Origin of the sequence: Thalassoglobus sp. JC818 (genome assembly GCF_040717535.1) — a bacterium.
In the GTDB taxonomy this organism is placed as follows: Bacteria; Planctomycetota; Planctomycetia; order Planctomycetales; family Planctomycetaceae; genus Thalassoglobus.
In genome coordinates, this window is sequence record NZ_JBFEFI010000005.1 from 428,482 (window position 1) to 453,635 (window position 25,154).

Consider the following 25,154-nt stretch of genomic DNA (forward strand, 5'->3'; position numbering starts at 1 on the left):
CCAAGTTGAAACGAAAGAGAAGATTGATGACGGACGAGGTGGAAACGTCGAACGAGTCGCCGGTGACTGCTCGGGAAGAATCACTGAACATCCCGAACCTGATCACCTTTTCGAGACTGATTCTTTCGTTCGTCGTTCTGGCACTCATTGACTTCACGGACTACTGGCTTCTGACGACAGCAATTTTCGTCATCGCTGCAGCCACCGACTATGTCGACGGCTATCTGGCCAGAAAATGGAATCAGGTTACGGTTCTTGGCCGCATCATGGACCCCTTCGTCGACAAAGTCATTGTCGGCGGAACATTGATCTTCCTGACAGCTCATCCCGACAGCGGCATCTGTCCATGGACGACGTTTATTGTGATCGGTCGCGAGATGTTTGTGACCGGTCTGCGATCTGTCCTCGAAGGCCACGGAATCGACTTCTCAGCGAAATGGAGCGGCAAGCTGAAGATGATCATTCAGTCGGTCACCATCCCGCTTTGCCTTGCGTCCATGAGTCCAGCACTCATGGAATTTCTCGGTCAATACGCAGAGCTGTTCGTTTCCGTTCGAGACTGGATGATCATCGCAATGGTTTTGATCACGCTCTATTCAGGAGCTGAATACACCTGGAGAGGCATGGCGTTGATGGCCCAACAGAAGTCGACTCCAGAGAAGTAATTCCAACAACCAGTCATAAATCACTTTCTCTTCAATTGAAGACTGCCCGCTCGTGCCGAGGAATTCGCTTGGCACTTCTGAGACAGAATATGTGGTCATCGTTCCTGCAGTTTCGCGAAGACCGGAATAAGTGCGCCAGTCGCGATTGTAGAACCTGTTGCGTAAGCTGTTTTCGTGAACACGCTTCGCAAAGTCGCTCGCCGAAGCAATAATCGTGTTGAGGCAATCTCCTCAGAGAAACGTTGACACTCAGGCTGATGCATCCGCTCATTGGCGGTGCTGCAATAGGAAGTTGGGCTCTCGCGATTTCCCGCCTCGCCCATGAGAGACTATGAACGAAGACCTCGACAACGCTCCTCGACCTGAATATTCAAATTCTTCGGGTGAGGCTTCGGTCGTCATCGACAACCGCGACCGATCTCGGCCAGCAGGACCGGGACTTCCTGAATCGTTGTTCTGGATCTTCCTGTTCTTCCTTCTGCAGATGATCGGGATGGTAGTCGTGATCATCGCCATGATGGCAGTCACTCTGCAAAACGTCGAACAGCTTCAGGACTTCCAATTCGAGCCATGGTTCGAAGCGCTGTCGCCGAACAAGAAGTTGACCGTCGTCACGGCTCCAGCTCTCGTCTGCTATGTCTTTCTGATTCCACTCGGCTTGTGGAGAATGTCTCCGAGGCCGCTCCGCAAATTGAAGATGGATTCACCGTCGTTGGGCCAGTTGCTGGTCGCGACCAGCCTGGTTGTCCCGATGACTGTCATCGCTGACTCCATGATGCAACTCGGGGAACTCGGCTGGGCAAAACTTGTGGAAAACATTCCTCTTCTGGAAATGTTTCAAGGAACGGACGTTCATGAAGTTCTTGGAAAATTCAACGACTCCACGCTGCTCCTCGCAGTCTTTTTCATCGCTGTCGTCCCAGCAATCGGCGAAGAATTTCTGTTTCGTGGGTTGATCGGACAAGGTCTGACCCGCCGATGGGGAATCACACTCGGAGTGGCCCTGACCACGCTGTTGTTTGCCGGGGTGCACATGTATCCCCCTCATATCTTTGCGATTCTCCCGGTCGGCCTGACACTTCACTGGGTCTACCTCACAACACGAAGCTTCTGGGCGCCAGTACTGTTTCACTTTCTAAATAATGCTCTGGCCACCGTTTTGCTTAGAGTCGATCAGGATGATCTGGAAACCCCTTGGTTCTATCTTCCAGTTGCATTGGCATATGCAGTCTGGTGCTTCTACTGGCTCTTCCAGATGAGAACACGAAGGGTGCCGGAAAAATCAACAGTTCCGGCCGACGAACAGTTCGACAGCGCTCTTGCACAACCTGAGACTTCCGAAGAACCGAAACGCTACGTCCTGAAATCAGATACTTTCGCACTCCCGTTGGTTATCGCTGCCGTGATGCTTGCACTGTGTGGCTATGACGTGGTTCGAGTCTTGATTCCTCAATAACCCGGTGCATTACCGTAGAGGTGGGACGCGGCTGCGACTCTCCACATTGCGTTGGGCAATCAGGACAGGTTGGGTGAACGGATCGATCCGATTTCTCTCAATCAACGCTTTCTACAAGTTCGAACGAGAATGAACGCTTTCGCCGGTGATCGAGCGGCATCACGCATCGCCACATGCAAAAAACTCGTTGAGAGATCGCAATTGAGGTAAGTTTTTATCGTGGATCATTCTCGAAGCACGATCTGGTCGCGTCTAATGCACCGCGATAGCTAGACCGTTTCACATCTCGATTCCGACCGATTCCAATTCTCACAGCTTCAATGAACGCACTCACTGATCAATCCGAAGTGTTTCGCCAGCGCGTCAAGAAACGTGCCTGGCTCACGCTGGCGGTGATCGGTCTTCTCGTTCCCTTCGTCATCGTCGGTGCGATTCGCAGCATTGATGGAATGCGAATCACTCCTGAAAAGTGGATGTCTCCGACCAATCCACAGCGACAGGCGTTTGAAGAATTCCGGAGCAACTTTGAAGGGAATGACGTCGTCTATGTCAGCTGGGAAGGCTGCACGCTCGACGATCCCAGACTGCTGAAGTTGCAGCAAGAAGTCATGGCCCGGAATTCACTGCCTGAAATTCCGGAAGTTGTCCCGTTCGAACGTGTTCTGACTGGTCCCGGTATTCTTGAGCAGATGACATCTCCTCCGCTTGGGTTGTCCACTGAAGATGCAATTCAACGAATGACGGGAGTGCTCGTTGGTCCGGATCAAGAAACGAGTTGCGCTCTTGTTGTGCTGACGTATGACGGCAACGAAGCCCGGAAGAAATCCATTGAGCACCTTTTGAATGTCTCGGAAGACGTGACTGGCTTGTCTCAGGCAGAGTTGATTGTCGCGGGACCGCCGCACGATGGAGTTGCGATTGACGCGGAAAGTCTGGAGGGGATCAATTTTTACGGAGCACTTTCCACCCTCGTCGCTGCCATCTTGTGCATTGCTTGTCTGAGGTCCTGGAGAATTTCCGGCTTGATCATCGGCATCGCCTGCCTGGGTCAAGGTCTCGTTCTCGCAGCTGTCTATTTTTCCGGACTTACGCTCGATGCTGTTCTGATCGTCGCTCCTCCACTCGTCTTCGTCCTCACAGTTTCGGCGGGCGTCCATTATTGCAATTACTATTTCGCACAATCGAACGTGCTTCCCCCGGTGGAAGCGGTCCAAGAAGCAATGCGTGAAGGCTGGGCTCCCTGTTGCCTGGCTGCCATCACAACAGCCGTTGGCTTGAGTTCTCTCGCAGTCAGCGGCATTGCTCCGGTCGCTGCGTTCGGACGCATCAGCGCCTGCGGACTGCTCGTGACAGTCGCAATCCTGATGGGAGTTCTTCCCGACGCACTCTGCAAGTGGCCGATTCGAAAGAAAGAGTCCACCAACCTGTTCTCAGCAAAGCAGCTCCACGCGTTTGGATGTGTCGTCGTCCGCTACTCCGTTCTGATCACATTCGTATCGATTGTGGGCATCATCGGTCTGGGCCAAGGATTGCGATCAATCAGAACCAGTGTCGACGCGACATCACTCTTCGCGAGTGACACGAAAATTATCACTGACTACCAGTGGCTCGAAGAGAAGATCGGACCATCTGTGCCTGTCGAAGTGGTCGTTCACATCGAAAACGAAGACGCAATGAGTCTGTCTCAACAGGTGGAACTGGTCAGCACAATTCACAGCGCATTGGAGACTGTTCCGGGTATCGATAGCGTCCTCTCCGCACGTTCGTTTCTCCCCGAAGAAGTCTGGACAGAATCGAAAGGCCCTCTGGTCAGACAAGCATTGATCCGTCGACGACTCTACGACTCTCGTGATCTGTTCGAAGAGTCGAACTACTTTCACTCAGGTGAAAACGGAGATGCCTGGAGACTGACTGGCCGCGTGCGAGCCACGGAAGGCCGAAGCTATGGAGAATTGCAGGCGAAGATCAAAGCACAGGTCGAAAAGATTCTCGACGCACAAGAGCTTCCCCCGAACTCAGTTCGTGCAGAATACACAGGGATGATGCCACTCATTGAGAGTGTGCAAGTCATGATCATGCACGATCTCTTTTGGAGCCTGTTGACAGCTTTTGGACTGATCGGAATCTCTGTGCTGCTCGTCCTCCGACAGCCCGCTTTGGCACTTATGGTGACGGTTCTGAATACCTTTCCAGTCATTGTGACGTTCGGAGCGATGGGCCTGCTGTCCGTGCCGATCGATATCGGTTCCATGATGACGGCTGGGGTCGCGATGGGAATCGCAGTCGACGATACCATTCACTTCCTATGCTTCCATCGCATGAAGACGATGGAAACAGGACACACGCGGGAAGCGATCATTGAGTCCGTGGCTGTCTGTGGAGCAGCGATGCTTCAAACAACGCTGATCTGTGCTGCTTCGATGCTCGTCTTCGCACTCAGTGCCTTCATCCCAACACGTCAGTTCGGGTTGCTGATGGCATCGATCCTAACGATCGCACTTCTGAGTGATCTCATCACTCTCCCAGCACTCCTCGCGCTTTGGAACCGACCTAAATCGGAACCTCCTCAAAGCTCATTGTGTCCAAGCAGCGAAGCTGAGAAGCAACAAACCGTCGTTTCTGAATAACCTGCGAATGGCCCTCTTCGCAAACCGCAACATTGTGCGCAAACACTTCATGTGAAGCAACTTACGACCTGCACACACAGTCGAGGCTGACACGATCCGAGCAACCGTCAGGATCAAACTAAATCTTCAAGCCGCATGAGACTCTGGGTAAAATGGGACCGGAGACTAAAATAGATGAAGTGATCCGTTCGTGACGGGACCTAACATGGAGGAAACTGTCGAAAGTGGTTTCAATCCAATGTCGAGCACGATGAGCCAGCCTGCAAATACTTCCGTGTCCAAACAGTCCGTGTCATGGTCTACGATTCCTCGGTTTCTCTTCGCACCGATCGGACTCGCCGGGATGTTTGCGCTCGCATTCTCCTGGCCGAACGACCATTGGATCACATGGGCTTTCTGGACACTGCTCGTCTCGTATTCCCTCTTCTGCTGGACGAGTTGCTTCCACGAAGCAGCCCATCACACGCTGGGGGGATCGAAAAAGTGGAGCATCATCATTGGCAGATTCATCGGGACGATGATTTTCGTTCCGTTCCATGTCTATCGTGAAAGCCACATTCGACATCACGCTTACTTGAACAAGTCGACCGACTGGGAACTGTGGCCCTACTCTGACCCGAATGCGTCGCTCTGGTTCCGTAGAATCTTTTGTTGGTTGGAAATCCCGTTCGGGTTCTTGACGTCTCCATATGTCTACGGACGACTCTACTTCCACAAAGATTCGTCACTTCAGAATCCCGAAGTCCGACGATTGATCCGCAACGAGTACATTGCCATCGCCGTTGTATGGACAGCAATTTTCACACTCGTCGCTGTCACTTCGAGCTGGCACCTCTTCTTGATCGTGTGGATCATTCCGCATGTCATCGCAGGCATCTACCAGACGTTTCGCAAGTTCACAGAGCATCTCGGAATGCGAAGCTACGATCCGCTTCTGGGAACGCGCACCGTCATCGGTTCAAGCCCGATCACCACGATTTGCACGTACTTCAACTTCGACATCTTCGTCCACGGACCGCACCATCGTCATCCCCGCTATCGCCACGAAGCACTCTGCGATCGCATGGCACAATACGAGGTCGAAAACCCGTCGCTCGACTACCCCATCTTCAAAACCTACTGGGGTGCCATTCGCGACTTGATTCCCTCGCTGATCTTGAATCCGGGAGTTGGCATGAACGTGGGCGCTCCTCCTCCCTCAGAAGAGAAACCTCACGACGTCAGCGACTTCAGTGAGGACGTTACAGCCCAGATTCTCGGCGAGAAAGACGCCGTCATCGACGCGTAGTTGAACGTGCGAGCGTTGCTCAGTCCTAAGTGCTTGACGCATTGACGAGTCCATCTGACGATGACATTTGTCGTCTCAGGTTGCGATTCAATTCGAAGTCGTCAACAATCAGAGAACCACTTCTGGATCTCAGTTCTCTGAATTCTCAGGACACTCACCAATGCGCCGCTCACTCAGCACGGTTCTTCGTGTCGTCATATTTACATGCGCAATCTGGCCGGTCTTAAGAGCCGAGGATCTCGAAGCCGATAGTCACCGCTTCGTGCTGATTGATACGCAGTCCGGCCAATGGGTTCGAGAGAAGACTCTCTCTTCCAAAAACTTCGATGGCATCGCAAAAGCTTCCGGTTGGTCAGTCCGCAAGGAAGTGCTGCACGGAGGCAAGCAGAATGGGGTCGATCTCATCACCATCGAGAATGGTGCGATGGCCTTTCGAGTCATCCCAACACGAGGCATGAGCATTCTCGATGTGGAAATCAACGACTTCCGCATCGGTTGGGAATCTCCGGTCAAAGAAGTCGTCCACCCGCAGTGGGTCAACCTCGAATCTCGCGGAGGAATTGGATGGCTGGAAGGATTCAACGAATGGATGGTCCGATGCGGCCTGGAGTTCGCTGGGCATCCCGGAGTTGATCAGTTCACCGACAATACAGGTGCCGAAGCGGAGATGATGCTGACGCTCCACGGAAAGGTCGGGAACATCCCTGCCTCGCGTGTCGAGTTGCTAATCGACAAAGCCCCGCCTCACCGAATTCGCCTGCGTGGGACCGTTCATGAATCGATGTTGTTCGGGCCGAAGCTAAAGCTGACCACCGAAGTCTCCACGATTCCAGGATCGACCGAGCTGACGATCTCAGACGAAGTCACCAACATCGGATCGGACCCTCAAGAAATCCAACTCATCTATCACACCAACTTCGGTGTGCCGTTGCTGTCAGAAGGAGCGAATTTCATCGCTCCAGTGCAATCCGTTCAGCCAATGAACGCAGCAGCGACGGAAGACATTGATGCCCCATGGACCTATGCCGCCCCGACGAAAGGCTACATCGAAAAAGTCTATCTGATGAAGCTCTATGCCGATGCAAATTCCGAGACGCTGGTCTGTTTGAAGAACAGCGAAGGCAATCGCGCAGCCACGATTAGGTACAACGTCGACCAATTGCCATGCTTCACGCTTTGGAAAAACTTGACCACGATCGAAAACGGATACGTCACAGGGCTGGAACCCGGCACTTCCTATCCATTCAATCGAAGCGTCGAGCGGCCGCACGGACGAATTCCCGTCCTCGCCGCTGACGAAACTCGCCAGTTCACGCTGACCTACGAATTCATGAATTCGACTCAGCAAATCAATGAGTCGATCGAAGAAATCCGGAAGCTTCAGAATGATCGACCGACAGAGATACTTCAGGACCCGCCGGAATAAGGCCAGGCGTCTCAGCTCCGAACTCGACTGAATCGCTAACTGACAGTTTCATCGAGATTCAACAGCGACTAGCACATGTGAGTTGCAGAAAGGTTTGGGGCAAACACGAGATCAAAAAGAGAGAAAGCCAGCATTTTCTGCCAAATTATTTCATCTCTCGTGCGAATCAATTCGTATGAGAGAACGAATCGCCTGGGCCAGTCCTTCATTGGAGGCATCTCTGCGATTCTAAAAGAAAGTCGAGTTGCTTCACCATCACCTGTCTACACACAAGAAATGAAGGAATGATCGAATGGTTCTGAGAATCCTGTCCCTGGCTGCATTGTTAATCTCGTCGCCGCTGACCGTTTTCGCCCAGACAGACCTCTCCTATTCGCCCACGTTTGAACAGGGTGAGGTGACGAAAACGGAAATCGAAATGGATGTCGATCAAACCTTGAACATCGCGGGTATGGACATCGTCACCGCGGTCGACAATTACATCGTGATGAAGGACACCGTTGAGAATGCGACTCCGGGGCAAGTCAAAGTGCTTGGCAATCTGGAGCTGATGCAGATGAACATGGAACTTCCGGGAGGTGTTTCGTTCAATTTCGACACCGGGAATCCAAACAATGCCACGCTCGATGGCCCCCTCGCGGACATCGCGAAATACATCGCTGTTGCTGCCGAATCGACTTGGGAAATCACCTTCGGTGACAACCATGAAGTGAAGTCGGCGAAGTACACAAACGACTCCAATCAGGATCTCCCGGAGGCGTTCTCTGACGAGTTGTCGGACGATCGACTCCAGAAAGAAACCAAGATGGCAATCGATCGCCTTCCAACAGAACCGGTTTCTGTCGGGGACACTTGGGAACGGAACGAAGAAGCTTATCTTGGCAGCGGTCAGGTCTTCTATCTCGTTCGCGAATACACCTATGCTGGGCCAGAGCAGCACAACGGGAAGTCGATGGAAAAGATCGACGTTAAAACAAAGTCGCTCACGTTCGAAATCACCGGCGGAAAGTTGCCACTCGAACTTAAAGACAGCGCGCTCAACGTTGAGTCATCAAAAGGGACGCTGTGGTACGATCCATCTTTGAAAGACGTCGTCGAATCAAGCAACGAAATGCACATCGTCGGCGATCTGACCTTCCTTGCAAACGGACAAGAACTTCCATCGAAGCTTGATCTCGTGATGAAAGTCGATACGAAGAAGAATCGTTAAGACTCAATTGAGAAGAAGATCTCAGAGCGGTAGACGAGCAATCATCGCCCTCGTGCAATGGCGCGGAGCCAAGCCAACTCTGATCTGCTTCAATTCAAACTGTGAGCCACCAGAGGTTCGAAATGTCCTCTGGTGGCTTTTCTGTTCTCTGAGAAAGCAAATCTTGCGTAGCACCAAAATCCGCGAAGTCACGTTTCGTTGCTTACTCAAGCATCACGTTCCGCTCTTCTTCGGATGGCATTCGACAAGCTTCACGCTTGCCGAAAATCCTGTATCTCACGCGGGCAATTAAACCGTAGAAGAAATCGCGAATCGGAAACGGGACGAGCCAAAGCAACGTTCCGAGAAAACTCCAGACACCGCCGATCTTCCACAGAATGCGCACGATCGCTGCGGACTTCTTCCAGACGTCTGTTGATTCTTTGAAGACGATCGAATCGAGATTTCTCTGCTCCTCCGTCAAAAGCTTCTGAGCCGTTGCCCCTTGAAGCGGTGCGAATCGCAAATGGTGATCGGGGTCCCGTTTCATCAGGAAGTCGACAGTCCCGTTGCAGAAACCGCAAACACCGTCAAAAAAGACGATCGGAGCGGTCTCGTCGTTGGGGGACTCAACTGAGCTGTTCATGATCCGGTTTCCGTCAGTTGCGAGAGTACAAATTTCAGCAATGCAATAGGCTACGAACCGCTATTCACTCCGGTTCAAAACAGAATTCCCTCGTCGATTCCATGAGCACTGAAGGCCATTTTTTGTCTAATTCTGAAGGCAAATCAACACTTAAAATCGCCTGTTCGATCAAGTTTCAAATTGGTCGTTGAAAGCAATCAGTTCCTGGCGTTTTCACCTTTGGTCGTTCAATCTCTGAAATCGCCTGAAATTGCTTGATGCGGTGATCGCGGGAGTTGCTCAAGTGAGGTCGCGGCAAATCTGAGATGGGACAACTCGCGTCAACGCAGTGATAGCACACACAGCCGATACAATTGTTAACGTTTCCCCATTGTCTCGGCTTGCGTCTCAGGATTCCCGAGATTTCACTTTTGCATCTTCCATTCTTGCTGGTTACCGTAAATCCTGGAGAGAACTTTTTTCGATCAGCCGATTGTATGCAAGAGACGACGTTTCGGATTTCGTTTCTTCTCTTCTTCCATCTTCGCAGGTCCGACAATGAGAATGATTGAGAAAGGGGTGCCGGCAGCTGCATCGCTGATCCTCCATCTCATGGTCGTCGGCGTTTTTGCGTTGATGATTCTTCCGGAAGCCAGATCTCTCGAGCTGTCAACGATCGTCGGAAACAGTGAAGTTCGCGACTTTCCCGAGATGACCGTCACCGCCGAGATGAATTTCGGCGTCGAAGCTGATGCAGATCGCTCAAACCAAGAACGACAAGCACCTCCCAGCTTTCTTCAACCCGCCTCCGCTCCGGTCACTTCCGCCCCTCGATACGAAATCGCAGGAGACCTTCCTCGCATGGCTCCCTCGAACGGGACCGGAACGATGAGCGAAGACGTCGGCCCGCTGATTCCAACGGGGGTCTTTGCGAAAAATGGCGATGGAGACGCTGACGGACTCGGGGGCGCACATTTCTTTGGAGTCAATCTTCAAGGTCACAGCGTCGTGTTCGTTGTTGACGCTTCCAAGAGCATGCTTCACCCTTTCCCGGGACCGACGAAAACTCGCTTCGCTCGGGTTCAAATGGAATTGCTCACATCGATTCAAGCGATGGAAGAGACGCAGCGGTTCTTCATGATCCTCTTCAATGAACACGCATACCCGATGCCATCCGCTCAACTTGCTGATGCGACAAACGGAGCCAAGCAGAGATACCTTCGCTGGATGGCAACCGCCAAGCCGGAAGGAAAAACGGACCCGGAAATCGCGCTCTTGATGGCACTGCAACTCCGTCCGGAAGTCATCTACTTCCTCACCGACGGCGACTTCAAATACCGCGTCGTGGAGAACGTCTCAAAAGCCAACGTCGCGAAAGTGTCGATCAACTGCATTGGTTTCGGAGATGACGAGGGCGAGAAGTTCCTGAAAGAACTCGCAGCCCGCAATGGCGGATCGTATCGCTTTATTCCAGAAGTCGAACACTTCCCGCAGTCTCCATTCGGCCCCGACGTTTCGAACCGACCGAAACTCTCATCGCGAACGGTCGACCGGTCACCGTAAAGGGACTCATCTGGACGGTCATTCACGGAGCCGTTCGTCGCGGTCAACATCTTCATTAAAAAGTGCTCTAAGCGATGATCTCTTTCCAAGCTTCTCCGTTTGGATATTCAAACCGATCGAGCGATTCAGGGAACATTTCAATGCTGTAACCAGCTGCTTCCGGAGCCAGGTAGTTTCCGTTTCTCATTTGAACCGGATTCACAAAGTGCTCGTGCAAATGACCAGCGAACTCGGTGATCCGGTCTTCCGTCTTTCCGCTGACAGCGACGTAGTCGAACATCGACAAGTGTTGCACGTACTCGCACAAGCCGACACCCCCAGCATGGGGACAAACTGGAATATCACATTTCGCTGCCATGAGTAACACAGCCAGAATTTCATTCACGCCGCCTAACCGACAACTGTCGATCTGACAAACCCCCATCCCCTTCGCTTGCAAGAACTGCTTGAACATCACCCGATTGGCGCAGTGCTCACCTGTCGCGACTTTGATGGGGGCAACCGCTTTGGCAATGGCAGCATGGCCAAGAACGTCATCGGGGGACGTTGGCTCTTCGATAAACCAGGGATTGAACCTCGCGAGTTTTTGAACCCACTCGATGGCTTCAGCGACATCCCACACCTGATTCGCGTCGATCATGAGTCTGCGGTCGGGACCAATTTCCTCCCGGATAATTTCGCAGCGGCGAATATCATCCTCCAGATTCTGACCGACCTTAATCTTGAAACATTGCCAACCGTCACTCAAACACTGTCGGCACAACTCGCGAAGTTTTTGATCGCTGTACCCCAGCCAGCCCGCCGAAGTTGTGTAGGAAGCGAGTCCATTTGCGAGCAGATGATCGATGCGCTGCTGTCGCGTCGGTTCCTGTCGACGAAGAATGTCCAACGCTTCTTCGGGTGTCAGGAAATCTGTGATGTATTGAAAGTCGATCGACCTCACAAGTTCTTCAGGAGTCATCTCGCTCAGAAGACGCCAAAGCGGCTTCTGTTTGACCTTCGCAATAAGATCCCAGACCGCGTTCACAACTGCAGCTGTCGCCAGGTGAATCACACCTTTCTCAGGTCCGACCCATCGCAATTGGCTGTCCCCGGTAATGTAGCTCCAGAATGCCCCGGGATCATTGATGATCTCTTCCAGGCTCTTTCCAATGACGAACGGCTCAAGTGCCTGAATGGCAGCGACACACAATTCGTTTCCGCGTCCGATCGTGAATGTCATCCCATGACCTGACACTCCGCTCGGCGCGTCGGTTTCGAGGACAACATATGCTGCCGAATAGTCTGGATCTGGATTCATTGCATCTGACCCATCCAGATGCTGTGACGTCGGAAAGCGAATGTCTCTTGCTGTAATACCTGTGATTGTGGTCATGGAAAATCGATCGTCTCATGCAAGGAGTGTCTGCGGCCGACAGCGATTGCGCGCGTCAATTTCCAGTACAATCACTTCAATGGATCGGCAAAGCGGTTCGCGAAGCTGGCTCGCGGTGATGATGACCCTGTCCACCGCAGCATTTTCGAAACGCCGCTCATGTTATCCTCGCAAATCGGAGAACGAGCAAGTGTCGACTCAAAAACGCGGTCAAAATCCTCGAATTCGAGTCCCCTTGAAAGGCATCTGCGTGAGGATTCCACGGCAATTACCGTTCTCGAACGCAAGAAAGCCCCGGAAGCAGTCGTACGCACTGCTTCCGGGGCTTTCTCAATCGAATGCGAGTGCCGAAGTCCGTGTCCGAATGTGGTGTCTGCACGTCAACCGAACAGCGACATGCTGTCGTTGACTGAGCGAATCCGAGACTTCAGCGGCGACGTTTTCGCGCTTATGCAGCGTCCGCGTCAGCGTGTTCTTCGGAGTAGACGAGGGAGTAAATCTCGTCTGCTGCTTCATCGAGGATCGAGCGGATGTTTTCGCTCTTCACTCGATTCATCAAGTCTTCGAGCACCTCAACGACACGATCAACTTCGTCGCTTGAGATGATTTCGTAAGCGCTGTCCTGATCGTCTAGGGAGAGCACGCGTTGATCACTTAATTGATCAGAATGTGACATCTTTGACCTCCAATGTCATTTGATGGATAACCGACGAAACAGACCGCTGTTCCACAGCGAGTCACTTGCAGCACATCATCGACGGCCGATCAATCCTGTCCGACCGTTACTTCTTCTTTTTCTTCTTGGCAGCAGCAGCTTTCTTTTTGGGAGCTACTTTCTTCGTTGCTGCTTTTTTCTTTGAAGCAGTCTTCGATTTCGGCTTCGAGAAAATGTTGTCCCATCCGTCGCGGAACTTGTCGTTTGACCCAGTATGAACTGTGTATCCTGTCATTGGATTTGACTCCCTGTTCTCAGTCGAATCGAATCGATGCGGGGCGAATGTTAGGGAGAACGCCCAATCAGTTCAAATCCTATTCCGCTCTTTTCGGATGGAGTTGTGAATTCTTCGGAGAGGCCTCCTTGTGTCGAACAAAGTGCGGTCCGTGTAAGAGCTGTTCCGTTGACTCCTCAATGCGAATCATCCGTCCGCCGAGGTATTCGATCTGTTCTGTGACTTCAGTTTTAGTTTGCTCCATCCCTCCAGAAATCAGAGTCACCAGGCCAAGCAGCAGGAGCATTTGCCCAGCTGTCGACAACAGCCAACCGGTTGAGGCATAGCTTTCGATGGCTCCAAAGTATCCCCAGAGGACGAGGATTGATCCAAGTGTCAGAATGCCGACGCCAGCATATGCCAGCAGCTGTCCCCACATCGCTTCCACTTTTCCGGGACGGGAACGTGACTTCTTGCGGACATTCTGCATATCGAAATGTGGTGGCGGAGGAACTTGATCGGAGTGATTTTCCTGACGCGTCGCGCGTGATTCCATCGTTTTGACATGATCACGAGTTCTTACTGTCTCGTCATCGCGGTCATGCCCCGTTTCGTGATCGGCCGACGATTCAAAGTCGTCAACGGGCAATTCATTTGAGGTCGCGACTTCTTCTTCCATCTGTTCATGGCTTACAGAAGACAAGTCAGGAGCACGCGGAATCAGTCGTCGCCGTTTCCCATGCGAGCTGTCTTCCCGATTATCGCTGAATTGTTCACTTCCATGAGCTGTATCAACGCGAAAGCTCGGATCGCTGCTGCTTCGCGAAGGAGTTTCAGCTTTACGCTGATCCGCTGGCCGAACTGATTTCGAAACGGAAATGTTGTCTACGGATTTTGGACTCGTGTTTAAGTCGTCGACATCGCTTTGATCGGTATCTGCTTCTTCCACAGCTGATTTGTCAATGAGTCTCTTTTCGACGAGTTGCTGTGCATTTTCGTCGCGAGGCTCTTTCGCACCTTTTGATTGAAGTTGCGCAGCAGTTTCTTTTTTCGTTGACTCAACCGGCGAAGCTATAGTCGGCGAAGATTGTTCGTTCAGTGGTTGTTCGGTTACAGCTGGATTCTGGACGATGTGAGCGGAGTCCGTAGCTGTGGGTGATGCTTTGGGCTGAGAGGATTTTTGAATCGTCAGCTTCTGTTCTTCGGCCCATTTTTGAAGCAACTCACGAGCGGACTTGGTTTCTGGATGCAAACTTGGGGCAAATACTTCACGGACAACATCACCGCAGGTTGTGCATTTTAAAGTTTGCCCGTCCTGTGAGATTTCGGTGGCGACATCTTCCTGACAGTTAGCACACCACATCCGTACATCCTGTGGACACGATTGTATTCGAACAAATAAAAAGTTCCCTCACAGTGCCAACATCCCGACACCTGAGCGAAATTGGGAACAAAGAGCCATTTTTGAAGAAATAACACGAACCGGAAAATGAACGCAATACCGCTTCTCCCCGCCGAGTGCGTTCTCTCCTCAAGTTTTGCCACGACGTCAGAGTTTTGAGTCTGTGAATTTCACAAAGCCATGACTGGGACGCGCCATCAGTTCCACTGACGACCGGTTCACAATAGAATCGAAATTCATTGATGGAAGTCCGGCTGACAATCACCTCAGTTGGGCAGCACCTGTGGTTTTCTTGAAGAGAAAGTTGTGATGAAACCAATCAAATGGATGTTCTCTGTCGCGGTGTTGATCGGCTGTATGGCCCCGGTCAGCGTCGACGCCGAAGTCAAGTTGCCTTCGATCATCGGAGACAACATGGTCCTCCAGCGTGGCCAGAAAGTTCCCATCTGGGGCTGGGATGAGCCCGGACAAGAAGTCACGGTGACTGTTCAAGGAAAATCCAAAACTGGAACCGCCAACGAAAATGGCCGTTGGGAAGTCATTTTTGAAGACCTCAAAACCGGTCCCAGTTACGAAGTTCAAATTGCCGGTTCTTCCGAGCTGACTTTGAAGAACGTTGCTGTCGGTGAAGTTTGGTTGTGTTCCGGTCAATCCAACATGGAATGGACCGTCAACAATTCCAAAAACGCTGAGGAAGAACGAGCGGCTGCCAATTACCCACTGATTCGGCACATCAAGATTCCTCACACTCCGATGAAGACTCCGCAGGACAATGTTCCTTCGAACGGTTGGGAAGTGACAACCCCCGAAACAGTCGGAAACTACACAGCTGTCGGCTACTTCTTCGCACTCAACCTGCAGGCTCAACTCGACGTGCCGATTGGATTGATCGGCTCCAACTGGGGCGGAACCCGTATCGAACCGTGGACTCCTCCCGTCGGTTTTAAAGAAGTTCCTGCTCTGAAGTCGATCGCTGACAAGCTCGAAGAATATCCAGAAGTGGGCCCGGACGGCAAAGTGAATCATCAGTCTCCGCTCGCTCTCTACAATGGAATGATTTCACCACTCGTCCCTTACGCGATCCGCGGAGCCATCTGGTATCAGGGCGAGTCCAACCGTCATGATGGAATGCTCTACTTCGAGAAGATGAAGGCTTTGATCAGTGGATGGCGACACCTGTGGAGCAATCCTGAGTTGCCGTTCTACTACGTTCAACTCGCTCCATACCGATACAAAGGTGAAGACGTCATCCTCCCGAAAGTCTGGGAAGCTCAAACCGAAGCGTTGACTATCCCCAATACAGGTATGGCTGTGACAGTCGATATTGGGAATCTCGATGACATTCATCCGCGAAACAAGCAGGACGTCGGCTACCGGCTCGCTCTGTGGGCACTCGCTAAGACTTACGGCCACGACGACCTGGTTTACTCCGGACCACTCTTCAAATCAATGAACGTCAAAGGCGACAAGATTGTTCTCCGCTTTGACCATGTCGGCGATGGGCTGGTGTCGCGCAACGGCGAACCGCTCTCTCACTTCGAAATTGCTGGTGAAGATGGTGAATACAAACCAGCGAAAGCCGAAATCAAAGGGAAGACCGTTGTGGTCTCATCCGATGATGTTCCGATGCCGAAGTCAGTGCGACTGGGATGGCACCAGGAAGCTGAACCGAATCTGTCCAACAAGAACGGACTCCCAGCTTCTCCGTTCCGCGCCGGCGAGTAGCCCACATTCCGAGATTCGCCCAACGTGTTTGGTGATCTCGGTGAGTGACTTCACAACGAGCGACATGCTGTAAACTGACGATCTCGGTCTTCCACACTTGAAGGAGGGCCGAGATTTTCTGTTTTACGCAAGCTTCAATTCGCAGAAACGAACGATGTCGATGGAAGTCGAGTCGAAAGCGAAATGAACATGCGTCCGAATCGCTCACCCTTCGGAGGAAACTGCTTCCAACAGGAGTCTTTCCCAGTTCAGTCCTGAGACGGCGTCGCGATGCTTCGGGTGAATGAAGACACGAACGCGCTTCACCCAGTCGTCGAATTGCCTCGTCGCCAGGGCATCCACGACCGGTGAGACAACCTGTAGCGGACGAAACTGGCTTTGCTTAGGGAAGAAGATGTCGATCGAAAACTCCACTTCCCGGTGAGGAGGCGGGGTATCGAGCACAAGATCCATTTCCGCCAACTTTAGCCCTTCGTCGTTCAGCCGCTTGATCAGGCGTTGGGTAATGACGACGACTTCCGAATAAGGTCGACCAGCGAGTGCAGTGTACGCAGGCGACTGCTGATCATGACTCAGTTCGATCGCCCGCTTGTAAAGAATACGTTGCGGACCGAATAGACAGTCGATCAGTTTTTCTGTGGGAGTATCCTTCGCAGCAGCCCTCAATTCGAAAATCATCTCCGCATCGGTTGAATGAAAGAGGCGATTCAAATCGACATTCTCATGAATTGAATAGAAAGCTCTCGCGAACATGCTCGTCGCGGATCGAACAGCATGATGCCAGTACACCTCGCTGAACATGACATACCTCGCAAAGACCATCAACTCGGCAGCTGTCTTCCCTTTTTCAGTAATCGCGAGACCATCGCCCTCCTCATTTAAGACGAGTGACTGAATGAGTCGCTGGCGATCGAAGTTGCGTCCGTACGGCACACCACAATGCAAACTGTCACGATCGAGATAGTCCATCTTGTCGACGTCGATTGGTCCCGACAGTATCGAGCGGAGAAGCTTCAGTCCTGTATCTGACTTCTTCGGAACGAGGATCTCCAGGACCTCATCGGGATCGATACCCCATTGCTCACGCAGAACGTGAGACAATTCCGCGTTCTCGCTTAAGTAGCGAGAAGCTCTCACCTCATGCGGGACGAGTCCGGAAATCCCGAGATCTTCAATGGGATGACAAAACGGCCAGTGCCCGAGATCGTGCAGCAGAGATGAAGCGATGAGAACTTCCGCCTGATGCGCGGTGACCCGCTCTCGAAAACGAGAGTCCTTGGAGAGCTGTCTCAAATAGAGAAGAGCGTTGTGATACACACCCAGTGCGTGCTCAAATCGAGTGTGACGAGCTCCGGGATAGACCTTGGAAACCAGCCCAAGCTGACTGATTTCGTTCAGTCGCTGAAACTCTGCAGTATCGACGATCGCACGCACTCGCGAAGTGAACGGCACGTTCTGCTCAGCTGGCACACGAATCAACGACCTGCCTGAATGCAGATCCGCCAGTTCTGGAATGTCTTCGAGCGATCGCATCACATCGAAACTTTCTTGAAGTGAATTCTCGAAGCAAAGCCTGTTCTCGCAGGCACTCGCATTCTGCCAGCCCTGAGACTCAGCAAATCGCACCCGAGTGAATTGCTGCGAAACCTCTCTGAAGCTGGACTACAGTTTCAGAAAGTTCCGAAGGATGTCCGTTCCGCAGTCGGACAAAAAGCTCTCCGGATGAAACTGCACTCCGTGCACCGGATAATCTCGATGCCGGACAGCCATCAGTTCTGCGGGATGATCTTCGTCTCGCGTCCAAGCACAGGGGATCAACTCTTCCGGCAGTGTCGTCTCCGGAACGATGAGGGAATGATATCGGGTCAGAACTGCGGGAGTTTCGATTCCTCGGAAAATCCCCTGCTGGTCGTGATGAATCGCAGAAGTCTTACCGTGCATCAGACGATCTGCCCGCACGACTTCTCCCCCGAAAGCTTCCGAAATGCACTGGTGCCCCAGACAGACGCCGAGCAGCGGAACACGAGGAGCAAAGTGGCGAATGACTTCGCAAGAGAGGCCAGCTTCGGCCGGAGTACATGGTCCCGGCGAGATGATAATCCTCGATGGATTCAACGCATCAATCTCGCTGCAGGAAATCTGATCGTTGCGATAGACACGAATGTCGAGCGACGAGTCGATTTCCCCCAGTCGCTGGACGAGGTTGTACGTGAAGGAGTCGTAGTTATCGAGAACGAAAATCATAGTCTCTGCGGATCAGTCAAAAGAGATCAACTTCTCGACCTGACGAGTGCTCAACATTCCCGGGAGTCTGGAGTTTTCCCATGGAGTGAATCAGGACGAAGAATAAAGAGGCAGTCTAGTCTTGTGGATATTGGGAGCGAAAGAGTCCCGCCGACGATTCGAAATATCTTTGCGGACGACCACTGTCATCGGCACCCTGAGACTGCTTCTCTTTCAAATCCAGCAGATTGGCCAGACAGACTCGGCATCCGACGACCTGAATATGAAACTGAATGTACTCTTCGAGGTCCGGCTCAGCGACTCCCAACAGCATCGATCCCAGAGTTTCACGCGACGGACAGCTCAATTGACGTCGGCGCCAGATTTCACCCACGGTGTGAGCTCCATGATCGCGTCGTCGAGACAACAAAGCTGCTCGCTTTCGAAGCCCTGCAGACTCACGGAGCACAGCTTCGATCTGAGTCGCTCGCTCCACGGGGAGCATCTCATCAAGATAAGCGAGTAAATCGCTGTCAGTCACTTCGGATGTCGGCATCGGCAATTGGATCGATCGGAAAGAGGGGCATGCGAACGTTGCGTCGAACATTCCAGCGAATTAGCATACCAAAATTCCTCGACTCAAGGAATCACCCTTTCCGAAATGCCGATCTCAGAAGTGTTGTAAGCATCGCGGAGAATCACACAACTCAGCTCAGTTTCCGAAACTGCTCGTTGATTGAATAGAGTCTTGCAGCGACGTCGATAGCGACCAGATTTTGATCGAGCGCAAAAAACGGCGAAACCGGGAACGAGTCTTGACTTTCGTGCCCTGAGCATTGAAAAGAAAAGATTCGGCATTGAGTGAGGGTTGGCTGTCAGCAGATTCAAGAAATTGAAAGTGAACGGGACTGGTTGGTGTGAATTTTGGAGCGTCGATTGTCGACCATTACTCAACATCTCACATCAGCAAGCAACTGTTCAGAACGAATGGTCTGAACCCCATGATCACGAGGAGACACTGGCCCCCAATGCAATCCACGAAGGAGAATGAGTGATTCAGTTCCGACACTTCCGGAATTCCGATCCCCCATTTCTTTTCGAGTTGTGTCGCAGGGCAGAGCTGGGACGTGGGGCGGCTCAACCCTCCTCGATTGAAGCCTACGAAATCGCTGCGTACGGCCTTCCCTATTTCGACCCCGAAGGTCTAATCATCGCTGTGGAAGATGGGAAAGTCGTCGGCTTCGCCCACGCCGGGTTTGGATTCTCGAAAGACCTCAATTCACTCGACCACTCTCGGGGAGTAATTTGCTGGATCGTGGTCAGCCCCACTCATCAGCGACGGGGACTCGGTCGAGAACTGCTGCAGCGAGCAGAAGAATACTTGCTTCAGAAGGGAGCCCAGACCATACAGGCTGGTCAGTCTCGCTACTGTGATCCCTTCTACTTCGGACTCTACGGCGGAGCGCGTTGTTCCGGATTTCTCGAGTCAGATGCCCAGGCTGCCCCATTTATGCTTTCAGCCGGCTATGAGCCGGAGTCTCGGTCGACCGTCTTTCAACGCGATCTTCGGACGACTCGCGATCCGATGAACATCAAGCTCATGGGGCTCCGCAGACGATCCGAGCTGCAGGTCATGGAGCAACCGAAGAATCCCACCATGTGGTGGCTGACACACTTCGGAAATATCGAATCGATGTACTTCAGCCTCGTAGAAAAACGCACCAAGGAGCGGATCGGTTCACTCACCGTCGTCGGATTGGACCACTTCATGCCCCGCTGGGGAGAACGCGTGATCGGGCTGGTCGACTTATACGTGGAAGAAAAGTACCGCTCGCAGGGCTTCGCAACGACGCTCATCATCGAAACTCTGCGTCGACTGCGATCAGACTTCATCACTCGGGCAGAAATCCACGTCGTCGACAGTTCACCCGGTGCCCTCAAAGCCATCGAGACCGCCAGCTTCGAGCCAATTGATGCTGCGGTCGTCTACCGCAAGAAGATGTAAACGAGTCAACACTCGGAGTTCCCGCGATTCAGCAATCTGTCATTGCTTCCATCGGCGGGAATGATTCACGAGAGTCACCTCGCTCGTTCCCGCCGATCCGTCTGCGATTCAAGTTTGCCCAAGCTTACGAATCAGACTCCAGCCCTCGCTCGCGTTCTCGCTCGGATTCCATCACCACAGGATCGACCCCATCGCGGCGAGCCACTTCTGCCCGCGAGAGAATTCCGGACTCGACAAGCCGCGCATCCGTAAGCCGCTCTTTCGGGCGGTCTCTGTTGACCAGTCCCGGGAACGTCCACTTGATTGTCACACGTTCGAAGAAATCGATCGGAAGCAAACCGAGTTCGACCGCATCTTGCATGATCCATTTCCACAGCCTCGAAAACTCCTTCGAGAAAAACTGCTGCTGACTTTGGAAGTACTTCACCGCCGGCCCCTCCGCGACCATCGTCGAAGCGAAGTTTCCGTTGGAAGCATCCGACGTCAACATAAACTCTGGCAGCCCTGCCCCAGCCGCGATCGACAACAGCAACATCCTTCCGAGAGACGCTGCGTCCCCGAAATTCGTGTTGGGCTGAAGGAACTGAATGTCGGTCGCATGATTCGTCGTCAAAATTGATCCCGGAGAGAACCGTTCGCGGCGCTGTCCGTTCAAAGTCGTGCCGCTTCCCGCATTCTCCGCAAACGCATCCGCCGTCTGTGACGATCCCTGAACTTTCCGCCACAGCACGATCGATGACTGAAGCTTCCGAGCCAAGAGTTCCGTCTCCATCCACTTCGAATACGCGATCAACGGTTCCAGAATCGCGGCGAAGAGTGAGCGCCCGCGCTTCTCGTTGGAATCGACTCCGATTCGCGTCTGAAGGATTTCATCGGCCGGAATTCGATCAGCGCGTAGACCAGCGGAAGCGACTCGTCCGCCTCGTGATGAGTAGAGATACGCCAGCGGAGTCTCGACATCATGCGGGGCTGTCACAATTCCCTGTGAGTCCGGTTCTTGAGGAGTCGCTGCGAACCGCTCGGGATCGACAAACCGCACGGACGGCGGCCAGCTTTCTCGTCCGAACTTTCGGATGAAACATTCTCCATCTCGCCAGGTCCTCCGAGCATGTTCCTGCGAGGAGTAATGTCCGTCGGCACTTTGCAGAAACGCTTCCCACAGGCTGTCGGCTGCTTCCAGCAAGTCGTCGTCAGCGTCCGACATCCGACTCGACTTGCACACACATTCGTGCTTGAACTGCAGCCCCGGACCGGTCACGTAACACTCGAGCGTTCTCAGAATGTTGCTCGCGTGAGGATTCTCCTGAATGAGCTTCCGCACCTGCTCACGCGTCATCGCCTGAGTGTGGGGATCTTGCCCACTCTGATGTTTTCCACCCACCATCTCCCAGTCTCCCGGATCTTCAGAAACAGGCATGGTCGACGTCGATTCTGTGAGCTGTAGTAGTCTCTCCTGAACAAGTCTTTGATAGCGGGCCTTCAATTGCGCGGTCGAAAACTTGTCACGAAGAAGCTGAAACATCGCGGAATTCCTGCAAAAAACGGGTGCGAATCGGTGCGGTTCATTCAGTCGTGAGCGGGTTGCGCGCCCTCATTCATTCAGAGAAATTTTCGACAAATGCGTCACAATCGGATTGACCGCTACCGTTTCTCAATTAGCATCACGAATGTGGGAAACACGCCCAAAAGTTCTTTAAAAAGTGAATTGAAAGTGGGGAAAGCACCCAATAGTCTGTTGTTACAAAAGTGACCAACAGTCTTGCTGGTACTGGATCATGCCCCCGGACGCATTCATCACAGGTGAGTACCGTCGATCGTTGGACGATCGATTCCGACTCACTCTGCCGACGGAGTTTGCGTCCGCTGTCTTAGGTGACGACGGTCAGACCATCCTGGCGAAGGAACGTTACGGATGTCTCAGCTTGTGGAAAGCTGCCGACTGGCGTCAGCGGATGAGCGATGGCGTATCGCTGATCCGCGAGAAGATCCGCACAGGTCGTATGGAGCAGAGATGGACCGACGTCCAACGGCTTGGGCGGCTTTTGTCGACCCGTTCATCTGACGTCAAACTGGCGAATCGGTCTCGCCTGTTGATCCCGGAAGGTTTTCGAGAATTCCTCGACGTTCCCAAAGGGGGCGACGTCATGATTGTCGGTGCAGTCGTTTGCGTTGAAATCTGGAAACCCGAAGCCTGGCTCGAACAGCTGCGAACAGACATGCCCGGATTTGGAGACCTGTTCAAGGAACTCTCCAGCTAAGTCAATGTGCTTAGAACACGTCCTCAAGATCACATGGCAGCCACACGCCCTGTGATGGACGCCTGCAACACCAAACAGATTTTCTGTTAGTTGATTTCCCTGCTTTCAGTGCATACCCGGCAGATGGGCGAGAGTGACTTACTCAACACCTCTCCGAGTCCCCACTCGGTAAACATGGATGGAAAATGGCAAGGACGCCCCTTTCAATCACCTGCCGGGTATGTTTTTCACACGCTTTCAATATTTCTTCTTTGCATGGCTGAGACATCTACTCGCCCAACGGAAGCCTCTTCTTTATTCCGACCGAGCGATTCGCGGTCTGAGTCCGCCCTTCAGGAACAACTTCTTGAGGCAACACAGCCATCGAAGATGTTGTCACTTTGGACCTCGACGACGATTGAGGATCAGAAAGATCGCCTCAGAAGACTCCGGAACCGCGGACCATCTCAAGTGCCTCTGATGTCAATTGGTGACCAAACTGCCCTATCCACTCTCACCGCAGTTTCATCTTCTTGTCATTGATCCTAAGGAATCCGACACCGTTGCAACCGACTTGGGTGACCTTGAGTCCCGCTCTCCAAGCTGCTGTAAGTGATTGGCGAATCACATTTCTGGCCCTACAGGATCAGTCCATCGTCGCCATTTGCGGGTGAGACACTCGCACCTCTCCGGCACAACTGATCGGCGACTTGAATGAAAAATTTGCATCATTTCAAAATCGTTGAAAATTCGATTTGAAGCATCTTGACGCAAACTGCCGGTCAGGAATATCACTCCCTCTCCTCTCTGAACCCACCTCAGTCTCATCTCTCACTTAATCACCCAACGCCTCCAATCATCATTTCCGCAGCGGTATGCTTCTCACATACCAGCTCAGCTGTTGGCATGACTGGTTGGTCGCGCAGACAGGAATCTCATGTCTGTTTCAACCCCACCGGCGACTATTCGCCCAACCGGACGCGTCGTTGCGTGTGCAGCTGATCCCGCTGCTCAACGGCAACTCGAACTTGCAATCCGCAGGAACGGGTACGACGCAATTGCGGTTTCCTCCATTGAACAACTCCGCGATTTAGCCCTCGACGAAGAGATCGCCGCCGCAGTCATCGACGAACCACAGTCGATCGAGCAGGTGCAACACCTCGACTCAGAACTTCGTCGGCTTGATCGACCAACGCAGCTCGTTCTGCTGCCATCCATCGGCCAGCGAATGAACTTACCAAAGTCACTCACCTGCGAAGTTGTCGATCCTCCACTCACTCCAGAACGAATCGGTCGCGCATTGTTCGCAGCTGTGGGGCGAGCACAACTCATCATCGAGAACCTGGAACTTCGCCAGAAACTCGAAGGCCGCATGTTTGACGGACTGATCGGTTTCAGCGGTCAAACTCGCGAAATGCGAAACCAGATTCACTTCGCTGCCGAGCACGATCAGCCAGTGCTCGTCGTCGGTGAAGTCGGTTGCGGAAAGAGTGAAGCAGCGCGAGCCATTCACCTGACACGTTCCGGCCCTAGTAAACCTTTGCTGACGATTCGCTGCCAACTGCTGACATCGGCAGCTGTCGAAAAAGAACTCTTCGGCGACGAAGAATGCGAAGGCCGCATCAGTGCTGCTTCCGACGGAACGCTCGTTCTGGAAGACATTGATTCACTCACTCTGCCTGTTCAGGCCAAACTCGCTGCGGCGATTCGTAACAGTGCGTACAAGCGTGGCGAGAACTTTGTTCCTGTCCGTTCACGAATCATCGCGACCTCATCAGCAAACTTGCGAAAGCTTTGTGCCGAGCAGAAGTTTGACCTTCGACTGGCGGAACTTCTGGAACGCAACGTCATCTCCGTCGCTCCACTTCGTGAGCGAATCGAAGATGTCGCGTGCCTCGCAGAACACTTCCTTCAGCAGGCAAGTGTCCGAGAAGGACAGCATCCACGACGCTTGTCGAACGAAGCCTTGAATCGCCTTGAAACTCATCACTGGCCGGGCAATGTTCGGGAACTCGAAAACGTGATGAATCGAATCTGTTCCCTCGCGGGCAGCTCTGACGTCACAGTTGAAGAACTGCTTCCATGGCTGGAACAAACCGAGGAGTCGACTGAAGCTCCCGGCATGACTCTTCGCGAGATGGAACGCAAGTTGATCGAAGCCACCTTCAACCGCTTCGGCGGAAACCGCGAACTGACGGCGAAGGCACTGCAAATCGGAATTCGAACTCTCTCTGGAAAACTCAGAGAATACGGATACCCGCCACGAGGAGGCCCCGGATCAAACCGAAAACAAGACCGGGCTGCTTGATCCTCATCTATCAAGACAGCACAAAGCCGTTCGAGAATCACTCGGACGGCTTTTTTTGTTTGCAAAACTTCGCTTCCGAACGTTTGTCCTGTGTAAAGCGAAAACAGAAGG

20 protein-coding genes are annotated in these 25,154 nt (G+C 52.7%); 11 read left to right on the top strand and 9 right to left on the bottom strand.

What is annotated here, in order from left to right; genetic code table 11:
• The first annotated feature begins 26 nt into the window (after positions 1–26).
• From pgsA to AB1L42_RS15755, 6 genes are all read left to right on the top strand, one after another.
• Positions 27–665 carry a CDP-diacylglycerol--glycerol-3-phosphate 3-phosphatidyltransferase gene (pgsA, locus tag AB1L42_RS15730; protein ID WP_367057693.1) on the top strand — a complete coding sequence of 213 codons (639 nt, stop codon included), beginning with the start codon at positions 27–29 and terminating at the stop codon, positions 663–665.
• A 331-nt stretch (positions 666–996) separates the two neighbouring features.
• The gene (locus tag AB1L42_RS15735; protein WP_367057696.1) at positions 997–2,121 is read left to right on the top strand and encodes a CPBP family intramembrane glutamic endopeptidase; all 1,125 of its coding nucleotides are present in this window, start codon (positions 997–999) and stop codon (positions 2,119–2,121) included.
• Between the two features lie 320 nt (positions 2,122–2,441).
• Positions 2,442–4,748 (top strand): MMPL family transporter, encoded by a 2,307-nt coding sequence (locus AB1L42_RS15740; protein WP_367057699.1) that lies wholly within the window; start codon positions 2,442–2,444, stop codon positions 4,746–4,748.
• Positions 4,749–5,022: 274 nt separating this feature from the next.
• Positions 5,023–6,036 (top strand): fatty acid desaturase, encoded by a 1,014-nt coding sequence (locus tag AB1L42_RS15745; RefSeq protein WP_367057702.1) that lies wholly within the window; start codon positions 5,023–5,025, stop codon positions 6,034–6,036.
• 160 nt (positions 6,037–6,196) lie between these two features.
• Positions 6,197–7,462 (top strand): aldose 1-epimerase family protein, encoded by a 1,266-nt coding sequence (locus AB1L42_RS15750; RefSeq protein WP_367057705.1) that lies wholly within the window; start codon positions 6,197–6,199, stop codon positions 7,460–7,462.
• Positions 7,463–7,754: 292 nt separating this feature from the next.
• Positions 7,755–8,672: a hypothetical protein gene (locus AB1L42_RS15755; RefSeq protein ID WP_367057708.1), complete on the top strand. Its 918-nt coding sequence runs from the start codon at positions 7,755–7,757 to the stop codon at positions 8,670–8,672.
• 202 nt (positions 8,673–8,874) lie between these two features.
• Here AB1L42_RS15755 and AB1L42_RS15760 read toward each other — a convergent pair whose 3' ends face one another.
• Entirely contained in the window at positions 8,875–9,297 is a 423-nt protein-coding gene (locus AB1L42_RS15760) for a DCC1-like thiol-disulfide oxidoreductase family protein (RefSeq protein WP_367057711.1), read from the bottom strand.
• 537 nt (positions 9,298–9,834) lie between these two features.
• Between AB1L42_RS15760 and AB1L42_RS15765 the strand changes: the two genes are divergently transcribed.
• Positions 9,835–10,839: a vWA domain-containing protein gene (locus AB1L42_RS15765; protein ID WP_367057714.1), complete on the top strand. Its 1,005-nt coding sequence runs from the start codon at positions 9,835–9,837 to the stop codon at positions 10,837–10,839.
• 67 nt (positions 10,840–10,906) lie between these two features.
• On the opposite strand, the gene AB1L42_RS15770 is transcribed toward AB1L42_RS15765, so the two are convergent.
• The 4 genes from AB1L42_RS15770 to AB1L42_RS15785 form a co-directional block, all read right to left on the bottom strand.
• Positions 10,907–12,214 carry an L-fuconate dehydratase gene (locus tag AB1L42_RS15770; RefSeq protein WP_367057717.1) on the bottom strand — a complete coding sequence of 436 codons (1,308 nt, stop codon included), beginning with the start codon at positions 12,212–12,214 and terminating at the stop codon, positions 10,907–10,909.
• A 448-nt stretch (positions 12,215–12,662) separates the two neighbouring features.
• Positions 12,663–12,890, bottom strand: coding sequence for a hypothetical protein (locus AB1L42_RS15775; protein WP_367057720.1), 228 nt, complete (start codon positions 12,888–12,890; stop codon positions 12,663–12,665).
• A gap of 106 nt (positions 12,891–12,996) precedes the next feature.
• Positions 12,997–13,164 (bottom strand): hypothetical protein, encoded by a 168-nt coding sequence (locus AB1L42_RS15780; RefSeq protein WP_367057723.1) that lies wholly within the window; start codon positions 13,162–13,164, stop codon positions 12,997–12,999.
• A 79-nt stretch (positions 13,165–13,243) separates the two neighbouring features.
• On the bottom strand, positions 13,244–14,506 hold the full coding sequence (locus AB1L42_RS15785; protein ID WP_367057726.1) for a hypothetical protein: 1,263 nt from the start codon (positions 14,504–14,506) through the stop codon (positions 13,244–13,246).
• Between the two features lie 348 nt (positions 14,507–14,854).
• Between AB1L42_RS15785 and AB1L42_RS15790 the strand changes: the two genes are divergently transcribed.
• Positions 14,855–16,270 (top strand): sialate O-acetylesterase, encoded by a 1,416-nt coding sequence (locus tag AB1L42_RS15790; protein ID WP_367057729.1) that lies wholly within the window; start codon positions 14,855–14,857, stop codon positions 16,268–16,270.
• Between the two features lie 204 nt (positions 16,271–16,474).
• Here the strand turns inward: AB1L42_RS15790 and AB1L42_RS15795 are convergent, their stop codons facing one another.
• The 3 genes from AB1L42_RS15795 to AB1L42_RS15805 all read right to left on the bottom strand — a co-directional run bounded on the left by AB1L42_RS15795 (position 16,475) and on the right by AB1L42_RS15805 (position 19,049).
• Positions 16,475–17,803, bottom strand: a complete 1,329-nt coding sequence (locus AB1L42_RS15795) for an HD domain-containing protein (protein ID WP_367057732.1) — start codon at positions 17,801–17,803, stop codon at positions 16,475–16,477.
• 129 nt (positions 17,804–17,932) lie between these two features.
• Positions 17,933–18,514 carry an aminodeoxychorismate/anthranilate synthase component II gene (locus AB1L42_RS15800; RefSeq protein WP_367057735.1) on the bottom strand — a complete coding sequence of 194 codons (582 nt, stop codon included), beginning with the start codon at positions 18,512–18,514 and terminating at the stop codon, positions 17,933–17,935.
• A gap of 115 nt (positions 18,515–18,629) precedes the next feature.
• On the bottom strand, positions 18,630–19,049 hold the full coding sequence (locus tag AB1L42_RS15805) for a hypothetical protein (protein ID WP_367057738.1): 420 nt from the start codon (positions 19,047–19,049) through the stop codon (positions 18,630–18,632).
• A gap of 495 nt (positions 19,050–19,544) precedes the next feature.
• Between AB1L42_RS15805 and AB1L42_RS15810 the strand changes: the two genes are divergently transcribed.
• On the top strand, positions 19,545–20,498 hold the full coding sequence (locus AB1L42_RS15810; RefSeq protein WP_367057745.1) for a GNAT family N-acetyltransferase: 954 nt from the start codon (positions 19,545–19,547) through the stop codon (positions 20,496–20,498).
• A gap of 124 nt (positions 20,499–20,622) precedes the next feature.
• Here the strand turns inward: AB1L42_RS15810 and AB1L42_RS15815 are convergent, their stop codons facing one another.
• Positions 20,623–22,020, bottom strand: a complete 1,398-nt coding sequence (locus AB1L42_RS15815) for a phage portal protein (protein ID WP_367057748.1) — start codon at positions 22,018–22,020, stop codon at positions 20,623–20,625.
• Positions 22,021–22,273: 253 nt separating this feature from the next.
• On the opposite strand from AB1L42_RS15815, the gene AB1L42_RS15820 reads away from it, so the two are divergent.
• Together AB1L42_RS15820 and AB1L42_RS15825 are read left to right on the top strand one after the other, a co-directional pair.
• On the top strand, positions 22,274–22,756 hold the full coding sequence (locus AB1L42_RS15820) for a division/cell wall cluster transcriptional repressor MraZ (RefSeq protein WP_367057751.1): 483 nt from the start codon (positions 22,274–22,276) through the stop codon (positions 22,754–22,756).
• 916 nt (positions 22,757–23,672) lie between these two features.
• Positions 23,673–25,043 carry a sigma 54-interacting transcriptional regulator gene (locus AB1L42_RS15825; protein ID WP_367057754.1) on the top strand — a complete coding sequence of 457 codons (1,371 nt, stop codon included), beginning with the start codon at positions 23,673–23,675 and terminating at the stop codon, positions 25,041–25,043.
• The last annotated feature ends 111 nt before the right edge of the window (positions 25,044–25,154 follow it).